At 70.7% G+C, this 19892-nt stretch carries 14 protein-coding genes; 10 read left to right on the top strand and 4 right to left on the bottom strand.

From position 1 onward, the window contains the following. Positions 1–2: 2 nt before the first annotated feature. On the bottom strand, positions 3–785 hold the full coding sequence (locus tag G531_RS0118705) for a maleylpyruvate isomerase family mycothiol-dependent enzyme (RefSeq protein ID WP_026928397.1): 783 nt from the start codon (positions 783–785) through the stop codon (positions 3–5). Beyond that, a complete protein-coding gene (locus G531_RS0118700; protein ID WP_035759800.1) occupies positions 782–1726 on the bottom strand; it encodes a patatin-like phospholipase family protein in 945 nt (314 codons plus the stop codon). Before G531_RS0118700 ends, G531_RS0118705 begins: the two co-directional genes overlap by 4 nt. A 171-nt stretch (positions 1727–1897) precedes the next feature. Between G531_RS0118700 and G531_RS0118690 the strand changes: the two genes are divergently transcribed. The 4 genes from G531_RS0118690 to G531_RS0118675 all read left to right on the top strand — a co-directional run bounded on the left by G531_RS0118690 (position 1898) and on the right by G531_RS0118675 (position 10072). Then, a complete protein-coding gene (locus G531_RS0118690; RefSeq protein WP_026928395.1) occupies positions 1898–3928 on the top strand; it encodes an NAD(+) synthase in 2031 nt (676 codons plus the stop codon). Between the two features lie 88 nt (positions 3929–4016). Beyond that, positions 4017–5615 carry a PEP/pyruvate-binding domain-containing protein gene (locus tag G531_RS0118685; RefSeq protein WP_026928394.1) on the top strand — a complete coding sequence of 533 codons (1599 nt, stop codon included), beginning with the start codon at positions 4017–4019 and terminating at the stop codon, positions 5613–5615. Between the two features lie 184 nt (positions 5616–5799). Further along, positions 5800–8982 (top strand): efflux RND transporter permease subunit, encoded by a 3183-nt coding sequence (locus G531_RS23980; protein WP_162143198.1) that lies wholly within the window; start codon positions 5800–5802, stop codon positions 8980–8982. A gap of 25 nt (positions 8983–9007) precedes the next feature. Further along, entirely contained in the window at positions 9008–10072 is a 1065-nt protein-coding gene (locus G531_RS0118675) for a GNAT family N-acetyltransferase (protein ID WP_026928393.1), read from the top strand. Between the two features lie 129 nt (positions 10073–10201). On the opposite strand, the gene G531_RS0118670 is transcribed toward G531_RS0118675, so the two are convergent. Continuing rightward, complete coding sequence (locus G531_RS0118670) at positions 10202–11680, bottom strand: catalase (RefSeq protein ID WP_026928392.1); 1479 nt, start codon at positions 11678–11680, stop codon at positions 10202–10204. A gap of 290 nt (positions 11681–11970) precedes the next feature. Here G531_RS0118670 and G531_RS0118665 point away from each other — a divergent pair, with 290 nt between their 5' ends. From G531_RS0118665 to G531_RS23970, 6 genes are all read left to right on the top strand, one after another. Beyond that, on the top strand, positions 11971–12876 hold the full coding sequence (locus tag G531_RS0118665) for an AEC family transporter (RefSeq protein WP_026928391.1): 906 nt from the start codon (positions 11971–11973) through the stop codon (positions 12874–12876). A gap of 70 nt (positions 12877–12946) precedes the next feature. Beyond that, positions 12947–13873: an STM4015 family protein gene (locus G531_RS0118660; protein WP_026928390.1), complete on the top strand. Its 927-nt coding sequence runs from the start codon at positions 12947–12949 to the stop codon at positions 13871–13873. 7 nt (positions 13874–13880) lie between these two features. Then, a complete protein-coding gene (locus G531_RS23975; RefSeq protein WP_051215719.1) occupies positions 13881–15023 on the top strand; it encodes an STM4014 family protein in 1143 nt (380 codons plus the stop codon). Then, the gene (locus G531_RS0118650) at positions 15016–15810 is read left to right on the top strand and encodes an STM4013/SEN3800 family hydrolase (RefSeq protein WP_051215718.1); all 795 of its coding nucleotides are present in this window, start codon (positions 15016–15018) and stop codon (positions 15808–15810) included. Before G531_RS23975 ends, G531_RS0118650 begins: the two co-directional genes overlap by 8 nt. Continuing rightward, positions 15807–17138, top strand: a complete 1332-nt coding sequence (locus G531_RS0118645) for an STM4012 family radical SAM protein (protein ID WP_035759797.1) — start codon at positions 15807–15809, stop codon at positions 17136–17138. The genes G531_RS0118650 and G531_RS0118645 overlap by 4 nt, the downstream gene beginning before the upstream one ends. Positions 17139–17140: 2 nt before the next feature. Next, positions 17141–18076: an STM4011 family radical SAM protein gene (locus tag G531_RS23970; protein WP_051215717.1), complete on the top strand. Its 936-nt coding sequence runs from the start codon at positions 17141–17143 to the stop codon at positions 18074–18076. A 92-nt stretch (positions 18077–18168) separates the two neighbouring features. Here the strand turns inward: G531_RS23970 and G531_RS0118635 are convergent, their stop codons facing one another. After that, a complete protein-coding gene (locus G531_RS0118635; RefSeq protein WP_248648752.1) occupies positions 18169–19302 on the bottom strand; it encodes a pyridoxal phosphate-dependent aminotransferase in 1134 nt (377 codons plus the stop codon). Positions 19303–19892: the final 590 nt, after the last annotated feature.

Here is a 19892-nt window from a genome sequence, read left to right as displayed (position 1 = left end):
GCTCAGCAGCCGATCCGGGTGGCCAGCAGCGGGGCCAGGATCGGCTCGGGCAGGTGGTCGAACGCGTCGAGGCGTACCCGCCGACCGGTCACCTGCCGCATGAAGTCGACCACGCTGACCGAGGCGACCGGGACTCGCGCGTCCGCCTCGGGGTTCCCGACCAGCCAGGCGCCGCCGGACATTCCGGTGAGCCGCAGGATCATCGGCGGCCCCGACCAGGACCGCCCGAAATCGCGCACCAGTTGGGCGATCACCTCGGAGTCGGTCGGGTCGGTGTCGACATGGTTGCCGGTGACCGCACCGACGTCGAGGCGGTGCAGGTAGACATCGCGCGGAACGAGCGTCCCGATCACATAGCCGAGCGTGGCATCGGCGGGCAGCAGGTCGGTGAACGGCACCGGCAGCCACCGCCACCGGTCCGGTGTGCGCGCCGCATCGGTCCAGTGCCGGTACTCGGCGAGCAGTTCGTCGATGCTGAGGTCGTGGTACGGCTGGATCGCCCGCTCGGGTCCGGGGGCGGCAAACTTGTCGCGGTGGGCGTGCCGCCCGCTCACCGCCCGCGCGATGAACCGCAGCGGGTGTTGGGTGCCGCGGGCGATCTCGGTGACGTGGGCGACCAGGTCGGTGATCGTCCAGCCGGGGACGTCAGTGGGCAGGTCCCATTGCAGCGGGTCGAGCCGGAGCAGTTCGGTCAGCAGGCTGAGTCGTTGCGCTTTGGCGATGTGGCCGACCAGGTCCCAATCGGTCGGCGCCAGATCCTCCGCCCGCGGCCGATCGGTGATCATCCTGCGGACCCGAGGCCGAAACCGGCGCGCTCCAGAGCCTCCTCCGCAGCCTCCCGGCCGAGCTTGATCAACTCGTCGGCGCGATGGAAGTCGAACACCGCGGCCGAGTCGACCGGGATGGTGACCAGCACATCGGGCGGGCTCGCCGCCAGCCGGAACCGTTCGATCATGGCGCTCTGGCTGTCCATGGAATGCTGGATCACATCGGCGTACTTCAGGTTGATCGGGAGATCGTCGAAGACGCCCTCCTCCTCCGCGGGCCGGTCGGGGCCCGGCGTCGGGTTCACCCGCTCCCGCAGTTTCGACACATCGATCGAGTGCCGCAGCCGGGTCCACCAGTCCGGGCGCTGCGGTTGGGCGGACTGACGAACCAACGGACCCGGATGCCGTTCCCCGCGCCGCCCCGACAGCGACACCGCCACGGTCAGGTCGGAGGCGTGCGACAGCGTCGGTTCGATCGGCACCGGATTGACCACCCCACCGTCGACCAGGACCCGACCCTTGATCACCACCGGGGTGATCACCGTCGGGATCGCGATCGAGGCACGGATCGCGGCCAGCAGCGGCCCCCGTTGGAACCAGACCTCACGATGGGCGAACAGATCCACCGCGACCGCGGTGTAGGGAATCTCCAGGTCCTCGATCAGGACCTCCCCGATGATGTCGGCCATTCGGCCCAGGATCCGGTCGGCCTTGATCACCCCGGCGCCGCGCAGGGCCGGGTCGACGTAGCGGATCACGTCCCGCTGGCTGACCAGACTGCGGGCGAACTCGGTGAACTCCTCGACCTTGCCCGCCGCGTACGCCCCGCCGACCAGGGCACCCATCGAGGTACCAGCAATGTCGACAACATCCCAATTGCGCGCGGCGAGAGCATCCAGCACGCCCAAATGGGCGTAGCCCCGGGCGCCACCGGATCCCAGGGCCAGGGAAATGCGCATGTTGCCGTGCTTCCTGTCGGTTGCCTTCGATCCTAGGGGGTGCGGCAAGGACTTCGGGTACGCCGCACTGTCGCACCTGCGGGGGACCGCCCACCGGCCGTGAGCCGGCGCGGCCTGCCCGTGGCGGCTGGCTAGGCTGACCACGATGGCCGATCCGAGTCAGGAGTATCGATGGATTTCCACTCCGCCTACGCCCAGGGCTTCGCCCGGGTCGCCGCGTGCACGGTCCCGGTGGCGATCGCCGACCCGGCGACGAATGTGCAGCGGATCATCGAGCAGGCCCGGGCCTGTGCCGCGGATGCGGTGGCGCTGGCGGTCTTCCCGGAACTGTCGCTGACCGGGTACGCGATCGACGATCTGTTCGGTCAGGATGTCGTGCTCGATGCCACGGTCGCCGCCCTGGGCGCGCTGGTGGAGGCCTCGATCGACCTGCTGCCGGTGATCGTGGTCGGGGCCCCGTTGCGGCGCGGGAACCGGCTGTACAACTGCGCGGTCGCGGTGCACCGGGGGCGGATCCTGGCCGTGGTGCCCAAGTCCTACCTGCCGAACTACCGGGAGTTCTACGAGCGGCGCTGGTTCGCCCCCGGGGACGACCGGACCGGGACGATCGAGGTGGCCGGCCAGCAGGCCCCCTTCGGGCCGGATGTCATTCTGACCGCGACCGACCTGCCGCAGCTGCGGATCCATCTGGAGGTCTGCGAGGACCTGTGGGTGCCGGTGCAGCCCAGTGCCGAAGCCGCGCTGGCCGGGGCGACGGTGCTGGTCAATCTGTCCGGTTCGCCGATCACGATCGCCAAGGCCGAGGACCGGCACCTGCTGGTGGGTTCCCAGTCCGCGCGCTGTCTGGCCGGGTATGTCTATGCCGCCGCCGGGGAGGGCGAATCCTCCACCGACCTGTCCTGGGACGGCCAGACGATGGTCTACGAGTGCGGCCGGCTGCTGGCCGAATCGGCGCGCTTCCCCGAGCAGGCGCAGCGTACGGTGGCCGACATCGACCTGGCCCTGATCGTGCAGGAGCGGCTGCGCCAGGGCAGTTTCGACGACAACGCCCGTACCCATGCCGACCGGGTCGCCCGGTTCCGGACCGCGGAGTTCACTCTGGCCCCGCCGGCCGGCGATGTGGGCCTGCGCCGCACGGTCGCCCGGTTCCCGTTCGTGCCCGATGACGAGTCGCGGCTGGCCCAGGACTGCTACGAGGCCTACCAGATCCAGGTCTCCGGGCTGGAGCAGCGGCTGCGCGAGATCGGTCAGCCCAAGGTGGTGATCGGGGTGTCGGGGGGCCTGGATTCCACCCACGCGCTGATCGTCGCGGCCAAGGCGATGGATCGGATGGATCGCCCGCGCAGCGACATTCTCGCCTTCACCATGCCCGGCTTCGCCACCAGCGTGCACACCAAGAGCAATGCCTATGCCCTCGGCGAGTCACTGGGGGTGAGCTTCGCCGAGATCGACATCCGGCCGACCGCGCTGCAGATGCTGGCCGACCTGGATCATCCGGTGGCCCGCGGCGAGAAGCAGTACGACGTCACCTTCGAGAACATCCAGGCCGGGCTGCGGACCGATTATCTGTTCCGGCTGGCCAACCAGCGCGGCGGGATCGTGTTGGGCACCGGGGACCTGTCCGAACTGGCGCTGGGGTGGTGCACCTACGGCGTCGGCGATCAGATGTCGCACTACAACGTGAACGCCGGGGTCCCCAAGACGCTGATCCAGCACCTGATCCGCTGGGTGATCTCCTCCGAACAGTTCAGCGCCGAGGTCGGGCGTACGCTCCGGGCGGTGCTGGACACCACGATCAGTCCGGAGCTGGTGCCGGCCGACGGGGAGGAGCCGCAGTCCACCGAGGCGACGATCGGCCCCTACGAGCTGCAGGACTTCACCCTGTTCCACGTGCTGCGGCACGGCATGCGCCCCTCCCGGATCGCCTATCTGGCCGAGCAGGCGTGGCGCGATGCCGACGCCGGTGCGTGGCCGCCCGGGGTCGGGGTGCACAACCAGTACCCGCTGGCCGAGATCCGGGCCTGGCTGGAGGTGTTCTGCAAGCGCTACTTCGGCTTCAGCCAGTTCAAGCGTTCGGCGTTGCCCAACGGCCCCAAGGTGTCCCCCGGCGGGGCGCTGTCCCCGCGGGGCGACTGGCGGGCGCCCTCCGATGGCAACGCCCGGGCCTGGCTCGCCGATCTCGCCCTGATCCCGACCGAGTAAACGACGGCTCCACAACTCCGAGCCGCCGGGTGCGCGCACGCGCCCGCCGGCGACCATTAGACTGCAGGCCACTAGCGAAGGGATGTCGATGGCATACGTTGCGCAGCTCCGGGATACGACCGCCGGGCCGGAAGAAATCGGCACCAAGGGTGCCACGCTCGCCATGCTTGCCCGCAGCGGGCATCCCGTCCCACCGGGTTTCGTGGTCACCGCCCAAATGGCCCACGACTATGCCGTTCAGCGCGGCATCTACGTCGGGATCCGGACCCACGACGGGGTGGACCACGCGATCAACACCCTGTTCCGGGCCACGATCCCCTACTCGATGGAGATGGAGCTGGGCACCGTGTTCTCCCAGCTCGGCGGGAACGCGATCGCCCAGCTGTCGCTGTATGCGACCAACCGGCCGGAGGTCACCTTCGAGGAGCTGACGCACACCGTCACCGGTCTGCACAGCACTGCCGACCTGATGGATGCCCTGCGCGAGTGCTGGGCGTACGCCTGGTCGGCGGAGTCGCTGAAGTTCCGGTTGCGGAACCGGATCCGTCCGACCACCTTCCGGATCGCCGTGGTGGTCCAGGCCGCCCCCGCGCAGGCGCTGACCGGGCAGGTGGCCACCGCCGACCCGCGGACCCATCGTCGGGACGTGTGCGTGATCGGGTCCATCGCCCAGCCGGGCGGGGATCCGATGAGCGACCGGCGGATCATCGTCGGGGACGACTCGACCGTCCGCTTCGATGACGGGAAGCAGGCGCACGGTGCGGACGCCGGGGCCCTCGAGCCGCTTCCGCTGAATGAGCATCAGTCGCGCGAACTCGCCGCCCTCGCCGCGCAGGTGGAGCAGACCCTGGATCACCCGGTCCGCCTCGACTGGGCGTACGCCGGCGGTCGGTTCTGGGTGCTGGACGCCGCCCCGCTGGGGGTGCCGTCCACCGCCGACGCCCAGGCCGCCAAGGGCCTCGACCTTCGGTTCGTGGCGATCCTCGGCGGCGTATCGGTCGGCCTGTTCGGCATTCTGGCGGCGCTGCTGCTGCGCAAGCCGGATCCGGAGAAGAAGCAGCGGGCGGTGGCGGCCAAGGAGGCCAAGGCACTGGAGACCGCGCTCAACATCGGCCGGGTCCGGCTGGCGAAGTTCGGTGCGGACCGAGCGACCGCCCTGGCTCGCAAGCCGATCGAGCAGCAGGCGATCGCCTCCCTGACCGCCTCCGCCACCGCGCAGGCCGAGATCACCTCCGCCGGCGTCCGGGACGCCCTGGAGTCGACCATCGCGCAGGCGAAGTCGAGCGCCGCGGCCGGCCGGGCCCGGCTGGCAGCGGCTGCCGAGCAGACCCTCGACGAGGCCGGCAAGTCGACCCGACGCGAACGCAAGGAACTGGCCCGGGCGGCGAAGCAGGCCCGCCGCAACGCCAAGGCCGACGCGGTGGAGGCCCGTAAGGATGCGGTGCAGCAGGCCAGGGCGGACAAGATCCAGGCCGAGCGGGATGAGCGTCAGCGCGAACTCACGGCCCTGGTGGTCTCCGGGCAGGAGAACGCGTCGGCCGCCGAGTCGCGGCTGCGGCGCAGCCTGGGCAACCTGGATCGCGCCCTGGCCGACGAGCGCGCCGAGCTGTGGGCGAAGCGGGCCAAGCGGCGGGTGTCGGCGGCCGGGGACCGGGCCCGGGTCCGGTTGAACGCGTTGGCCGAATGACCCCGGCAGCAGCCCGTCCCAGCGGCGGGCCGCTGCCCGATGGACCCAGCGGCGGGCCGCTGCCCGGTCGATACTGCGGCGGGCCGCTGCCCGCTGGATGGCAGAACCGGGGTTGTCCCGGACGTATGCCTTTTATAAGCGTGGCAGACTTCGGGCGTCACGTCCCTGAGTGTGAGGAATGCCGGTGCATGCCCTGCCGCGACTGAGTTTGCGCAACCGCTCGTTCATTGCCCTGGTCTGCCTGGTCGTCTCGGTCCTCGGGGTGTTCGCCATGGTCACCCTGAAGCAGCAGCTGATCCCCTCGGTCACCCTGCCGGCGGTCAGCGTCACCGTCGTCTCCCCCGGCGCCACCGCCGAGCAGATCGCCAACCAGATCGCCGACCCGATCGAGCGCAGCGTACGGACCATCGAGAACGTGGAGTCCACCTCGGCGACCAGCCGCTCCTCGCTGTCGACGGTCACGGTGAACCTGGCCTTCGGCTCCGACCTGGCCCGGGCCACCTCGCAGATCGACAACTCGATCAACTCGCTGAAGGATTCCTTCCCCCAGGGAACCACCATCACCGTCCGCAGCGGCGGCAGTGGCAGCATCCCGGCGATGATCATTGCGGTGGCCTCCGACCACAGCCCCGAGGAGCTGAACTCCCGGCTCACCACCACCGTGGTCCCGGAGTTGGAGAAGGTCGCCGGGGTCGCCTCGGTCCAGGTCCTGGGTGCGCCGCAGGCGATCATCCGGCTGGAACTCGACCAGCCCAAGATGACCGAGCGCCGGATCACCGAGAACGACATCACCTCCGCCCTCGGGTCGTCGGGCAAGGTGCTGCCCGGCGGACAGGTCACCGAGGGCGGCAACACCCTGGACGTGACCGTCGGCCAACCCTTCGACAACATCGACCAGATCGCCGATGTCCGGATCATCCCGGCCGCCGGTGGCGCCCCGGTCCGGCTCGGGGACATCGCCAAGGTCCAGCAGAGCATCGCCGCGGCCACCAGCGTCTCCCGGACCAACGGCCGGGACTCGGTGGTCATGATGGTCACCCCGACCACCGACGGCAATCTGGTCGACATCTCCAAGCAGGTCACCCAGCGGCTGCAGGGCCTCACCGCCGATCTCGGTGGCAACTCCGAGTTCACCCCGGTATTCGACCAGGCCCCGTTCATCCAGGAGTCCATCGCCGGGCTGGCGACCGAGGGGGCGCTCGGCCTGGCCTTCGCGGTGCTGGTCATCCTGGTCTTTCTGCTCGCGGTCCGCCCGACGATCATCTCGGCGATCTCGATCCCGCTGTCGATGCTGATGGCCTTCGTCGGGATGCTGGCGACCAACACCACCTTGAACATGCTCTCGCTGGCGGGCCTGACGATCACCATCGGTCGGATGGTCGACGACTCGATCGTGGTGATCGAGAACATCACCCGGCATCTGGGGTACGGCAGGACCAAGGGGCGCGCGATCATGGACGCCACCGGTGAGGTCGCCGGGGCGGTGACCTCCTCCACCCTGGTCGCGATGTTGGTGTTCGCGCCGCTGCTGCTGGTCAGCGGGACCGCGGGCGAGCTGTTCCGGCCGTTCGCGCTGACGGTGGTGATGGCCCTGGCCGCGTCGTGGATCGTGTCGCTGACGATCGTGCCGGTGCTGGCGTACTGGTTCGCCAAACCGCATGTGTACCGCCGCCGCGCCGGCGAGGAGGACCTGTCCCCGGTCGAGCTGGCCCATGCCCATGAGGAGCGCTCGCCGCTGACCCGGGCGTACGCCGGCCCGCTGGCCTGGGCGTTGCGGCACCGCTGGGTCACCCTGCTGCTGGCCCTGCTCATTTTCGCCGGCAGCATCGCCTTCATCCCGCTGCTGAAGACCAGCCTGCTCGGCGATTCCGGACAGAACACCATCTCGGTGACCCAGAAGCTCGCCCCGGGCACCTCGCTGGCCGAATCCACCCGACAGGCCGAGCGCACCGAGGCCGACCTGATGAAGGTCTCCGGCGTCCAGACCGTCCAGACCACCGTCGGCGGCGGCCGGTTCGGCCAGGGGGCCGGGGCGGAGGAGATCAGCTACTCGCTGACCACCGAGATCGGCAATCGCCATGCCGAGATCCGCGCGGCGGTGCAGCAGCTGGTCCAGCAGCGCAACGCCGACGGGGACGCCGGGGAGCTCGCGGTCAGCGATCAGGCCTCGCTGACCGGGTCGGGCACCGTCGACGTCAAGCTGACCGCCCCGGACGACCGGACGCTGGGCGAGGCCAATGACCGGATCCTGGCGGCGGTACGCGACCTGCCCGGCGTACGCAAGGTGGAATCCGACTTCACCGCTGCCCAGCCGAGTGTCCAGGTCACCGTGGACCGGGAGAAGGCCGCCGCGATGGGGCTCACCGAGGAACGCGCGGTCGGGCTGATCGCGGCGAAGACCGCCGACCGATCGATCACCCGGATCACCCTCCAGGGCCGCGAACTCGAGGTCTACCTGTCCTCCAGCACCAAGGCGCAGACCGTCGAGGACGTCCGGAACCTCGATCTCGGCGGTTTCAAGATCGACCGGATCGCGACGGTGTCCGAGGTCCGGGTCGCGCCGACCGTGGCGACCGAGAACGCGGTCCGCACGGTCACCATCGCGGTCACCCCGGAGAGTTCGGACAACCTCGGCGCGGTCTCCACCGCGGTGACCGATGCCGTCCACGCGACCCAACTGCCCGACGGGGCGACCACCTCAATGGGTGGCGCCTCGGCCGAGCTGACCGACTCCTTCGGCCAGTTGGGGTTGGCGATCCTGGCCGCGGTCCTGCTGATCTACGTGGTGCTGGTGTGGATCTTCAAGTCGCTCACCCAGCCGCTGATCCTGCTGGTCTCGATCCCGCTGGCCACCACCGGTTCGATCGCGGCGCTGCTGATCACCGACACCCCGTTGGGGCTGGCCGCGCTGATCGGTCTGCTGATGCTGACCGGCATCGTGGTGACCAACGCGATCGTGCTGATCGACCTGGTCAACCAGTACCGCCGCGAGGGGATGAGTACGCATGACGCGCTCACCCGGGGCGGGCATCACCGGGTCCGACCGATCCTGATGACCGCGCTGGCCACGATCTTTGCGCTGCTGCCCTCGGCGCTGGGGCTGAGCGGGCAGTCCAGCTTCATCTCCGGCCCGCTGGCGATCGTGACGATCGGCGGCCTGCTCACCTCGACGTTCATGACCCTGCTGGTGGTCCCGGTGCTCTACAGCCTGATCGAGGGCCGCCGGCAGTTGCCGGGCACCGAGGAGTGGGAGCACGACGAGCCCGCCCCCGGCGCGGCCGCGCCGAACGAACCCGCGGACGGCGGGCCCAACGGTGTCGCCCCGAAGCGGGCGCTGCCGGCCGACGAGCCGGCCCAACTGCACTGATCGCAGCAACCAGATCGGAGTACCGATGCAACCGCAGACCCTGGCCCGGGGGCGGATCGTGCTGTCCGCGCCGACGGCGGCCGATGTCGACCGGATCACCGAACTGTGTCAGGATCCCGACATCCAGCGCTGGACGACGATCCCGGTCCCCTATGCCCGGCAGGACGCGGTCGGGTTCCTCACCGCCATGGTCGAACCGGGATGGGCGACCGGGTCACCGGTCTGGGCGGTCCGGATCCGTCCGGCCGACCGGGCCGATGCCGAACCGGTACTGCAGGGGATGATCAGCCTGACCGACCGGGGCAACCGGCTGTGGGAGATCGGGTACTGGATGGCGGCCGAGGCCCGCGGCACGGGTGCGATGACGACCGCGGTGGAGCTGGCCCTGGACTTCGCCCGCGATCAGCTGGGGGCGGCCGCGGTCCGCTGGAAATGCCTGGTCCTGGACGGAGAACCCAACTGGGCCTCCTGGCGGATCGCCTGGAAGGTCGGCTTCCGGCTGGACGGGCCGGTGCGGGCCGGGTGCGTCCAGCGCGGCGAGTTGCGCGACGGCTGGGTGGCCACCTGGCTGGTCGGGGAACCGCGGACGCCGGTGGCCGCCTGGCAGGGGCCGGTGCGCGGGGCGTACGCCCGGCCGGCGATGCCCGACCCCCGGGACCCGGACGCGCTGGTGCGCCAGTTCCATCACACGTACGCGATGCCGATCCAGGACACCCCCGAGGTCGACCGGGAGCGGCTCGGGCTGCGGATGGGGCTGGTCGCCGAGGAGTTCGCCGAGCTCGTCGGCGCGGTGTACGGGGACGCCGCCGAGGCGGAGATCCTGGCGGCCTACGAGCGCCTGGGCGATGCACGGACCCGGGACACCGTCGCCACCGCCGATGCGCTGGGTGACCTGGTCTATGTGGCGTACGGGATGGCGCTGGAATGCGGGATCCCGCTGCCGGAGGTGCTGGGCGAGATCCAGGCCTCCAACCTGTCCAAGCTGGGCGCCGACGGGCGACCGATCTATCGCGCGGACGGAAAGGTCCTCAAGGGGCCGGGATTCGTCGAGCCGGACATTGCCGGGGTGCTGCGCCGCCATCGGCCCTGACCCCCGGCCGGGTCGGGCGACGCCCCACCCCGGGCAGCGACCGCTGCTGATATCGCTGCCCGGGGTGAAGCCTCGCTGTCGCGAGCCGGCCTGACTCTCAGCCGGCCCGACGCTCAACCGGCCTGCTTCTCAACCGGCCCGGTACGCCTGCTCGATCCGGCCGCCGATCTCGGCGTCGACGTTCTTCCAGTATTGGAAGGCGCGCTCCAGCACCTCACCGTGCACGCCGCCCTTGAGGTGCCCCACCACGGTCTGCACGAACTGTTCGCGCTGGGCATCGTCGAAGACCTCGCGGACCATCGTCCCGGCCTGGCTGAAGTCGTCGTCCTGTGCGGACCGGACGGCCTGCGCCTGCCGGACCTGGTCGCCGGAGACCTGGTAGGAATCCTCGGCCACCCCGGTCTGGTCGGAGTAGGGCGTACCGACGGTGTTCGCCGCGTACGGGGCCTGATCGCCGTTGTGGTCGTAGGCCATCGGGCCGTCGAAGCTGTAGCTGTAGCCCTCGGTGCGCGGCCGGTTCACCGGCAGCTGCAGGTAGTTCGCCCCGATCCGGTGCCGGTGGGTGTCGGCGTAGGAGAAGACCCGGCCCAGCAGCATCTTGTCCGGGGACAGCCCGATCCCGGGCACCAGCGCGGACGGCTCGAAGGCGGCCTGCTCGATCTGGGCGAAGAAGTTGTCCGGATTCTTGTTCAGCGTCATGGTGCCGACCTTGATCAGCGGGTAGTCCTTGTGGGACACCGTCCTGGTGACGTCGAAGATGTTCACCCGGTAGCTGAAGCCCTCCTCGTACGGGATGACCTGGACCGACAGGTCCCAGCTCGGGAACTCGCCCTGCTCGATCGCGGTGAACAGGTCGCGGCGGTGGAAGTCGGCGTCCTCACCGGCCAGCTTGGCGGCCTCGGCGTCGTTGAGGCCGTGCACGCCCTGGTTGCTGATGAAGTGGTACTTGACCCAGAACTTCTCCCCGGCGGCGTTGATCCACATGTAGGTGTGCGAGCCGTAGCCGTTCATCTCGCGGAAGGTCTTCGGGATGCCCCGATCGCCCATCAGGTAGGTGACCTGGTGTGCCGATTCGGGGTTCTGGGTCCAGAAGTCCCACTGCATCTGGTTGTCCCGCAGCCCGGAGGCGCCGCGGCGCTTCTGGGAGCGGATGAAGTGCGGGAACTTGATGCCGTCGCGGATGAAGAAGATCGGGGTGTTGTTGCCCACCAGGTCGTAGTTGCCCTCGGTGGTGTAGAACTTGAGCGCGAAACCGCGCGGGTCCCGCCAGGTATCGGGGGACCCCATCTCCCCGGCGACGGTGGAGAAGCGGGCCAGCATCTCGGTGCTGGCACCCTGCTGGAACAGCGCCGCCTTCGTGTACGCGCTGACGTCCTCGGTGGTCTCGAACACACCGAAGGCGCCCGAGCCCTTGGCGTGGACCACGCGCTCGGGCACCCGCTCGCGGTCGAAGTGGGCCATCTGCTCGACGAAGTGCACGTCGTGCAGCATGATCGGACCGTCGGACCCCGCAGTGAGCGAGTGACGATCGGATGCGGCGGGGGACCCGGTCCCGGTCAGGGAACCGGAGGGATCGGCGCCGGCAGGTACCTCAGTGGACTCGGACATGTCTGACTTCCTCCTCGTGGCAGCCTGGATCGCCGGCGGAATCGCCGAGCGGCTACACAGCCAACCCAACCAGTGTGATTTGACAAGTTCAAGGCTTCCACGATCGCCCCTGTCAATCGATGGGATCGATGGGGTGACTCGGTGCAGCGCGTACCGATCAATCACGCAGCGGATCCGGTAGCGTGGTTCGACGACCGGCGCTCCGGGCGTGCCATCGCTCCGGGCACGGACCCGCCCGCGCCGCGGCGTTGGCGCGACGCGAGTTCCCGGGTCGAGCACAAAGGAGACAGATGGGACTTCTGGTCGCCCTGGTCAACGTGATCCTGCCGGTGATCGTCGTCGCCGGAACCGGCTTCGCGCTGGGCCGGTTCTTCACCCTGGACGCAGCCACCATCAGCAAGATCGCCCTGTACGCCCTCACCCCGGCGCTGTGCCTGAATGTCCTGCTCACCACCCAGGTGTCCGGCCAGACCGGGGTCGCGGTGGTCGGGGCGTACGTGCTGGTGTGCCTGCTCGGTGCGGCGATCGCCGGCCTGCTCACCCCGAAGGTCGCCGCCCCGACCCGACGCGCGGTGATGGCCAGCGTCGCCATCGCCAACAGCGGCAACATGGGCCTGCCGATCGCGTTGTTCGCCCTGGGTCAGGCGGGCTTCGAGCAGAGCGTGCTGATGTTCATCGCCTCGGTCGTGCTCGGCTTCATCGTCGGCCCGCTGCTGTTCGGGGCCAGCGGCGGACTGAAGGGATCGCTGATCGGTCTGCTCAAGCTGCCGACCCTGTGGGCCATCGTGGTGGCTCTGCTGATGCGGCTGCTCGGGTGGCAGCTGCCGACCGGGATCATGCGCGGGGTGGAGATGCTCTCGAATGCGGCGCTGCCGATCGTGCTGCTCTCCCTGGGCATTCAGCTCGGCGCCACCAAGCGGGTCAAGCTGACCCGGGCGGTGTGGACCGCGACGCTGATCCGGGTGCTCGGGATGCCGTTCCTGTCGCTGGGGATCGGGCTGCTGTTCGGGCTGCGCGGCGTACCGCTGCAGGCCCTGGTGCTGGCCGGCGCGATGCCGACCGCGGTGAACGCCTTCCTGCTGGCCATGGAGTACAAGGGGGACGTGCGGACCACCGCCGACACGGTCACGATGACCACGATCCTGAGCCTGTTCTCCGCCGCCGCGGTTACCGCGGCGCTGCCCCTGCTGCCCTGACCCGGCCCGGCCCGATCGGCCGGCCGCCCCACCGGCCGCCGCGGCCCGCAGGCTCGCTAGGGTGGCCCGCATGACCTTCGACAACGTCGCAGCGATCGATGGGCTCACCATCGTCAACTGGTCGCCCGGGGACCCGCTGCCGAATCCGGTCACCTCGATCCCGCGGATCAGCGTCGACTACGACGCCGACACCGACGACTGGATCACCGAATTCCGCGCGTTGCTCAAGCTGCCCGAGGTGGAGCAGGTCCCGGGTCTGTCCATCGGCCTGTGGGGTCAGCCGTACGACACCACCTCCGCCCCCGTGATCCAGGCCGTCGCCGCGGCCGCCCCGCTGCTGCCGAACCTGCGCGCTCTCGTGCTCGGCGACATGTCCTACGAGGACTGCGAGGTCTCCTGGATCCACAACTCCGACGCCACCGCGCTGTTCCGCGCCTACCCCACCCTGACCCACGCCGTGCTGCGCGGCGGCAACGGGCTGCGGATCGACGGACTCCAGCACGCCGGCCTGCGCTCGCTGAGCGTGCAGACCGGCGGAATGGATGAGCGAATCCTGCACGACGTGCTGCAGGCAACCCTGCCTAAACTGGAGGTCCTGGAGCTCTACCTGGGGACCGATGAGTACGGCTGCAACATCGAGCCGGCCGATCTGGAACCCCTGCTGTCGGGGCGGGTGCTGCCCTCGCTCACCCATCTCGGCCTGATGGACTACTACCGGGCCGATGAACTGGCCCCGCTGGTGGCGAACGCGGCGATCCTGTCCCGGCTGAGCGTACTCGACCTCTCTCTGGGCACGATGAGCGACGCCGGCGGGCAGGCCCTGCTGGACTCCCCCGCGATCGCCCGGCTCAGCCGGCTGAACCTGGCCCACCATTTCTTCAGCGACGACATGATGAACAAGCTGCGGGCCCTCGGTCCCGAGGTCGATGTCTCCGACCAGCAGGAGGCCGAGGAGTACAACGGCGAGGTCATCAGGTTCGTTGCTATCGGCGAGTAGGTCCCCGGTGCCCGGCCCCGGCCAGTCCGGGAAGGGCCGCCGGCCCGGAAGCGGACGCCCGGCCCCGGAGACGGTCGTCGTCGGGGGCGGTGGGGAACGCGCCGCCGCATTCGCGGCCAGTTGCGCCGAGTTGGGCTGGCCGGTGCCGACATTCTGCTCCTGGCGCGACGCCTTCGACGCAGGCCTGCACGCCCGGGTGGCCGACGGCCCGCTGCTGCGGATCGACTCCCCCTCCGACGATCCCGCCAACGACGCCTGGCTGGTCGAACTCGGCGGCGGATCCCCACCGCCCACCGGGGCGCTGCTCCCGTTCGATGCCTGGTACGCCGGCCTGGCCCGGGTGCTGACCCGGATCGACGAGCAGAGCCGACACCTGCGCAGCCGGCTGCAGAACCCGAGCGAGCTGCGGATGATGTTCGACAAGGAGTTCACCGCGCAGACCCTGCACAATGCCGGGGTCCCGGTCCCGGAGTCGTTCTCCACCACCGACGCCGCCGGGGACACCGTCGACGGCACCGAGTTGCTGGCCCGCGCCCGCGCAGCCGGCTGGAGCCAGGCAATCGTGAAACCCCGCTACGGCTCCAGCGCTTCGGGGCTGGTAGCCCTGCGCTGGCACGGGGACCGGATCATCGCCCGGAGCACGGTCGAGGTGACCGACGCCGGGTGCTACAACAGCCGCCGGTTGCAGACCTATCGCGACGGTCGGGCGATCCGCCTGCTGGATGCGTTGAGCCGGCAGCCGCTGCGCCTGGAGCGGTGGATCCCGAAAATGTCCCTGGACGGCGCGACCGCGGACTTCCGGGTCGTGGTGATCGGTGGCCGGGCCCGGCACGTGCTGCTGCGCTGCGCCCACGGCCCGTTCACCAACCTGCACCTGGGGGCCCGCCGCGGGAACGTCGCGACCGCGCGCGCCGAACTCGGCGGCCGCTACGTGGACGTGCTGGGGACCGCCGAGGACGCGGTCGCCTGCTTCCCCGACACCTGGTACGCCGGGGTCGACGTGCTGGTCCCCCGGCAGGGCCGCGCCCGGGTGGTGGAGGTGAACGCCTTCGGCGACTTCCATACCGGCGTACGCTGGCGCGGCCTGGACACCTATCAGTGCGAGCTGCGCACCTTCGTCGCGGCCCGCGGGAACCGGTTCGATGCTTGACGCGGCCACCCACATCGCCGCCGGGGGCGACATCGTCTGGATCACCCTGGACTCGCTGCGCCACGACGTCGCCGTGGCCGCCCACGCCGCCGGGCAGACCCCGAACCTGGCCGCCCTGCTCGGGCCCGACGGGTGGCAGCGGCGGCACTCGCCGGGCAGCTTCACCCTGCCGGCCCACCAGGCCTTCCTCACCGGCTTCCTGCCCGACCCGCCCGGGGCCTTCCGCCCGCCGCGGATGTTCGCCGGCAGCTTCGCCGGGGCGGTCGGCGTACGCCCGGGCACGTTCGTCTTCGAGGAGCCATCCCTGCCCGGGGCGCTGGCCGCCCGCGGCTACCGGACCGCCTGCTTCGGCGGGGTCGGCTTCTTCTCCGGTCGGGGCGCCTTCGGCCGGATCATCCCGGACCTGTTCGGCGAGTGGTACTGGTCCCCGGCCACCGGGCCGCAGAGCTCGATCAGTACCGCCGCGCTGGCCGACACCGTCTGCGCCTGGTACGCCGACCTCGCAACCGACCGGCCGGTGTTCGCGCTGATCAACGTCGCCACCACCCACACCCCGACCCACCTCCACCTGCCCGATGCGCGCCGCGACACCGTCGCCAGTCAGGCCGCGGCGCTGGCGTACAGTGATCAGGAATTGGGTCGGGTGCTCGCGGCACTGCGGCGGCCGACCCTGCTGGTGATCTGCTCCGATCATGGGGACTGCTTCGGCGAGGACGGATACCACGGTCATGGAGTGGCGCACCCGCACGTGTGGACCGTGCCGTACTGGGAAGGAATCCTGCCATGACCGCTCTCGCACCCGACACCGATCTGCGCACCCGGCTGCGGGCCGACCCCTACGACGCCTATACCTACGGCTATCCGCACAAGTCGGCGTATCGGACCTTCGAGCAGCCGGTCGACCTCGCCGAGCTGTGGGCCGGGCAGGATCGGCAACACCTCTCGGGCTACCTGCACCTGCCGTTCTGCGAGATGCGCTGCGGCTTCTGCAACCTGTTCACCCTGGCCAATCCGGGGGACGGGCTCACCGCCGCGTACCTGCGGGCGCTGGCTCGCCAGGCGGCCGCGACCGCGGAGTTCCTCGGGGACGCCCAGATCGACCGATTGGCCCTCGGCGGCGGGACCCCGACCTTCCTCACCGTGGCCGAACTCGAGCAGGCCTTCGCCGCCCTGGAACGCGCCTTCGGCACCCGCCCGGACGCGACCCCGACGGTGATCGAGACCTCCCCGGCCACCGCGACCCCCGACCGGCTGCGCTACCTGCGCGAGATCGGGGTGGAGCGGGTGTCGATCGGGATCCAGTCGACCACCGAGCGCGAGGTTCATCGGATCGGCCGCCCGCAGGCGCACCGGACCGCGGTCGGGGCCCTGGACGCCATCCGCGCCGACGGTCCGCCGCTGCTGAACGTGGACCTGATGTACGGGCTGGCCGGGCAGACCGAGGAGTCCTGGCGGCGCAGCCTGACCGACATCCTCGCCTGGCGGCCGGAGGAGATCTTCTGCTACCCGCTGTACGTCCGCCCGCTGACCGGCCTGGGCCGCACGATCGACGGCTGGGCGGACCACCGGATCGCGCAGTACCGGATCGCGGTGGAGGTGCTCACCGACGCGGGCTACCGGCAATCCTCGCTGCGGCGGTTCTACCTGCCCGCAGTGGGCACCACCGACGACGAGTACGCCGCCGACCCACACGGAAAGGTCGGCCTGGGCTGCGGGGCCCGTTCGTACACCAGCAGCCTGCACTACTCCAGCGAATTCGCCGTCGAGCGGACCCCGGTGAAGCGCATCCTGCGGGACTGGATCGCGACTGATGACTTCACCGTGGCGACCTACGGCATCGAGCTGTCCGCCGACGAGCGGATGCGTCGCTACGTGCTGCAGACGCTGCTGCACGTCGACGGGCTGGATCCGGACGCCTGCCGGGCCGCCACCGGCCTCGACCCGGTGACCGAGCTTCCCGTTCTGGCCCGGTTGGTGGCGGCCGAACTGGCCGAGCGGACGGGCGACGGACGGATCCGGCTGACCGCCGAGGGCCTCGAACTCTCCGATGCGATCGGTCCGTTGCTGTACTCGCCCCAGGTACGCCGGCGCAGTGCGCTGGCCGAACAGCGCTGAGGATGCTGACGGCGGGGGCCGGCGTACCGGAGCTGACGCTGCTGTATCGCGGGCCGCTGAGTTCGTGCAACTACAGCTGCGGCTACTGCCCGTTCGCCAAACATGCCGAGTCCCCGGCCGAGGCGGCTGCCGACACCGCGGCGCTGGAGCGCTTCGTGGCCTGGGTGCAGGCGTACCCGGATCCGATCTCGGTGTTCTTCACCCCGTGGGGGGAGGCGCTGCACCGGGCCCGCTACCGCGCGGCGGTCATCCGGCTGAGTCGGCTGCCGCAGGTACGCCGGGTCGCGATCCAGACGAACCTGGCCGGTTCCCCGGACTGGCTGGCCGAGGCCCGGACGGATCGGGTCGGGATCTGGGCGACCTATCACCCCGGCGAGGTGAAGCGGGAGCGCTTCCTGGCCGCCTGCGCCCGACTGGACGCCCTGGGCGTCTCCTACTCCGTCGGGGTGGTCGGGTTGCGGGCGCACTTCGCCGAGATCGAGGCGCTGCGGACCGAACTGCCCGCCGCGGTGCCGATGTGGGTGAACGCGTTCGCCACCGGCGGCGGCGCCCCGGTCGCCGGTTACTACTCGGCGGCGGAGGTGGCCCGGCTGCAGGCGGTCGATCCGCTGTTCGAGGTGGGCACCCGGCGGATCCGCTCGGCCGGGCTGGCCTGTGACGCGGGCCTGCGGGCGCTGGCGATCGACGGGGACGGGACCGCGCGGCGGTGTCACTTCGTGCCCCGGGTCGTCGGGAACCTGTACGCCGACCCGCTCCCCGACCTGCTGGTGGATCGCCCGTGCCCGAAGCCGACCTGCGACTGCCATCTCGGTTATGTCTGGCTGCGCGACCTCGACGCCGGGGAGGTCTACGGGTCGGGGTTGCTGGAACGCGTACCGAGGCCGGGCGCGGACCTGACCGGGTATCTCGATCGGGCCCGGCAGCTGGCGCTCGGCTGAGTCGGTCCGGTCAGCCGGCGGGCGAGCCGGGCCGCTCAGCAGGCGGACGAGCCGGGCCGCTCAGCAGGCGGGCGGGCCGGCCGGTCCCGCGCTCACGCCGCCTGTTGCCAGGCGATCACCCGGCGCAGGGCCTGCTCGACCGTGGCGGCGCCGGCGGCCAGGGAGACCCGGACGGTGTGGCCGCCCTCCACCGCGTCGAAGTCCAGGCCGGGGGTGATCGCCACGCCGGTGTCCTCCAGCAGCGCGAAACACCATTCCCGGGAGTCGGCGAATCTGCCGAGCACCGGCTTGATGCTGGCGTACAGGTAGAACGCGCCGTCGGCGGGAGCGACGTCCTGCCAGCCGAGTTCGTCGATCAGGCCGAGGGCGGTGTCGCGGGCGCGGGCGAACTCGCGGACCGCGTCCTCGCACTCGTCATAGGACTGATCGGTGAACGCCGCCAACGCCGCATGCTGGGCGAGGACCGGGGCGCACAGGGCGTAGTTGCCCAGCACCGCGTCGACATTGTTGACCAGATCCTCCGGAACCAGCGTCCAGCCCAGCCGCCAGCCGGTCATCCCCCAGTACTTGGAGAACGACGAGATGACCGCCGATCCCCGGTCATAGGTCCAGGCGCATTCGCCGACCGATCCGGTGAAGGTGATGCCGTGGTAGATCTCGTCGGAAATCAGCCGCACCTTGTTGTCCCGGCACCAGGCCGCGAGCAGTTCCAGCGACTCCGCGTCGATCATCGTGCCGGTCGGGTTGGCCGGGGAGGCCAGGACCAGGCCGGACAGGGGTTGCTCGGCGTGCACGGCCGCCAGCTGGGCCACGGTGGGTTGGTACCGCTGATCCGGACCGCAGTCGAGTTCGACGACCTCGCACCCGAGGGAGCCCAGGATGTTGCGGTACGCCGGGTAGCCCGGGCGTACCACCGCGACCCGCTCGCCGGCGTCGAAGGCGGCCAGGAAGATCGCCAGGAATGCCCCGGAGGCCCCGGTGGTGACCGCGATCTGGGCCGGATCCACGTCGATGTCGTACCAGCGCCGGTAGTGCGCGGCCAGTTCGGCGCGCAGTTCCAGCAAGCCGAAGGATGCGGAGTACCCCATGGCCTGGCCACTGTTCAGCGCCCGGGTCGCGGCCTCGCGGACCGGCCGCGGGGCCCCCTGCGACGGCTCCCCGGCACACAGGGACCACACCTCGCGGCCCTCGGCGCGCAGTTGCGCCACGCGGTCCAGCAGGGTCATCACTTCGAACGCAGGGACTGCCGACCGGCGTGAAGGGTGCATGGAGGCGATCGTAGCCCCCCGACCGGGGATGACGCATACCGCCGGATCGGTCGGCCCGAGCACCGGTCTCCCCGCCCGGCTGCCGTGCGCGGGCCGGGCTGCCGTACGCGGGCCGGGCTGCGGTGCGCGGGCCGGGCTCCAGCTCGCGGGCCGGCGTACTCCCCGCGGCCCCTGCAGGGCCCGCGAAACCAAACCCAACCCGCGGGCAGGCCCCGGGGCCCGCGTTACCACCGCCGAACCCTCACGCACGGCCCGGGGGATGCCCGTGCTCCCGGCCCCCAGCGCCCTGTCCGCGGGCCCAACTCCTACTCGCGGGCCGGCGTACTCCCCGCGGCCCCTGCAGGAACCGCAAACCCAAACCAGACCCGCGACACCGAAACCCAACCCGCGGACAGGCGCCGCGGCCCGCGTCACCACCGCCGAACCCTCACGCACGGCCCGGGGGATGCCCGTGCTCCCGGCCCCCAGCGCCCTGTCCGCGGCCCCACCTCCAGCTCGCGGGCCGGCGTACTCCCCGCGACCCCTGCAGGAACCGCGAACCCGAACCC

This window comes from Granulicoccus phenolivorans DSM 17626 = NBRC 107789 = JCM 15570 (assembly GCF_000423085.1).
Classification (GTDB): Bacteria; Actinomycetota; Actinomycetes; order Propionibacteriales; family Propionibacteriaceae; genus Granulicoccus; species Granulicoccus phenolivorans.
This window is presented reverse-complemented; position numbering and strand designations above follow the sequence as displayed.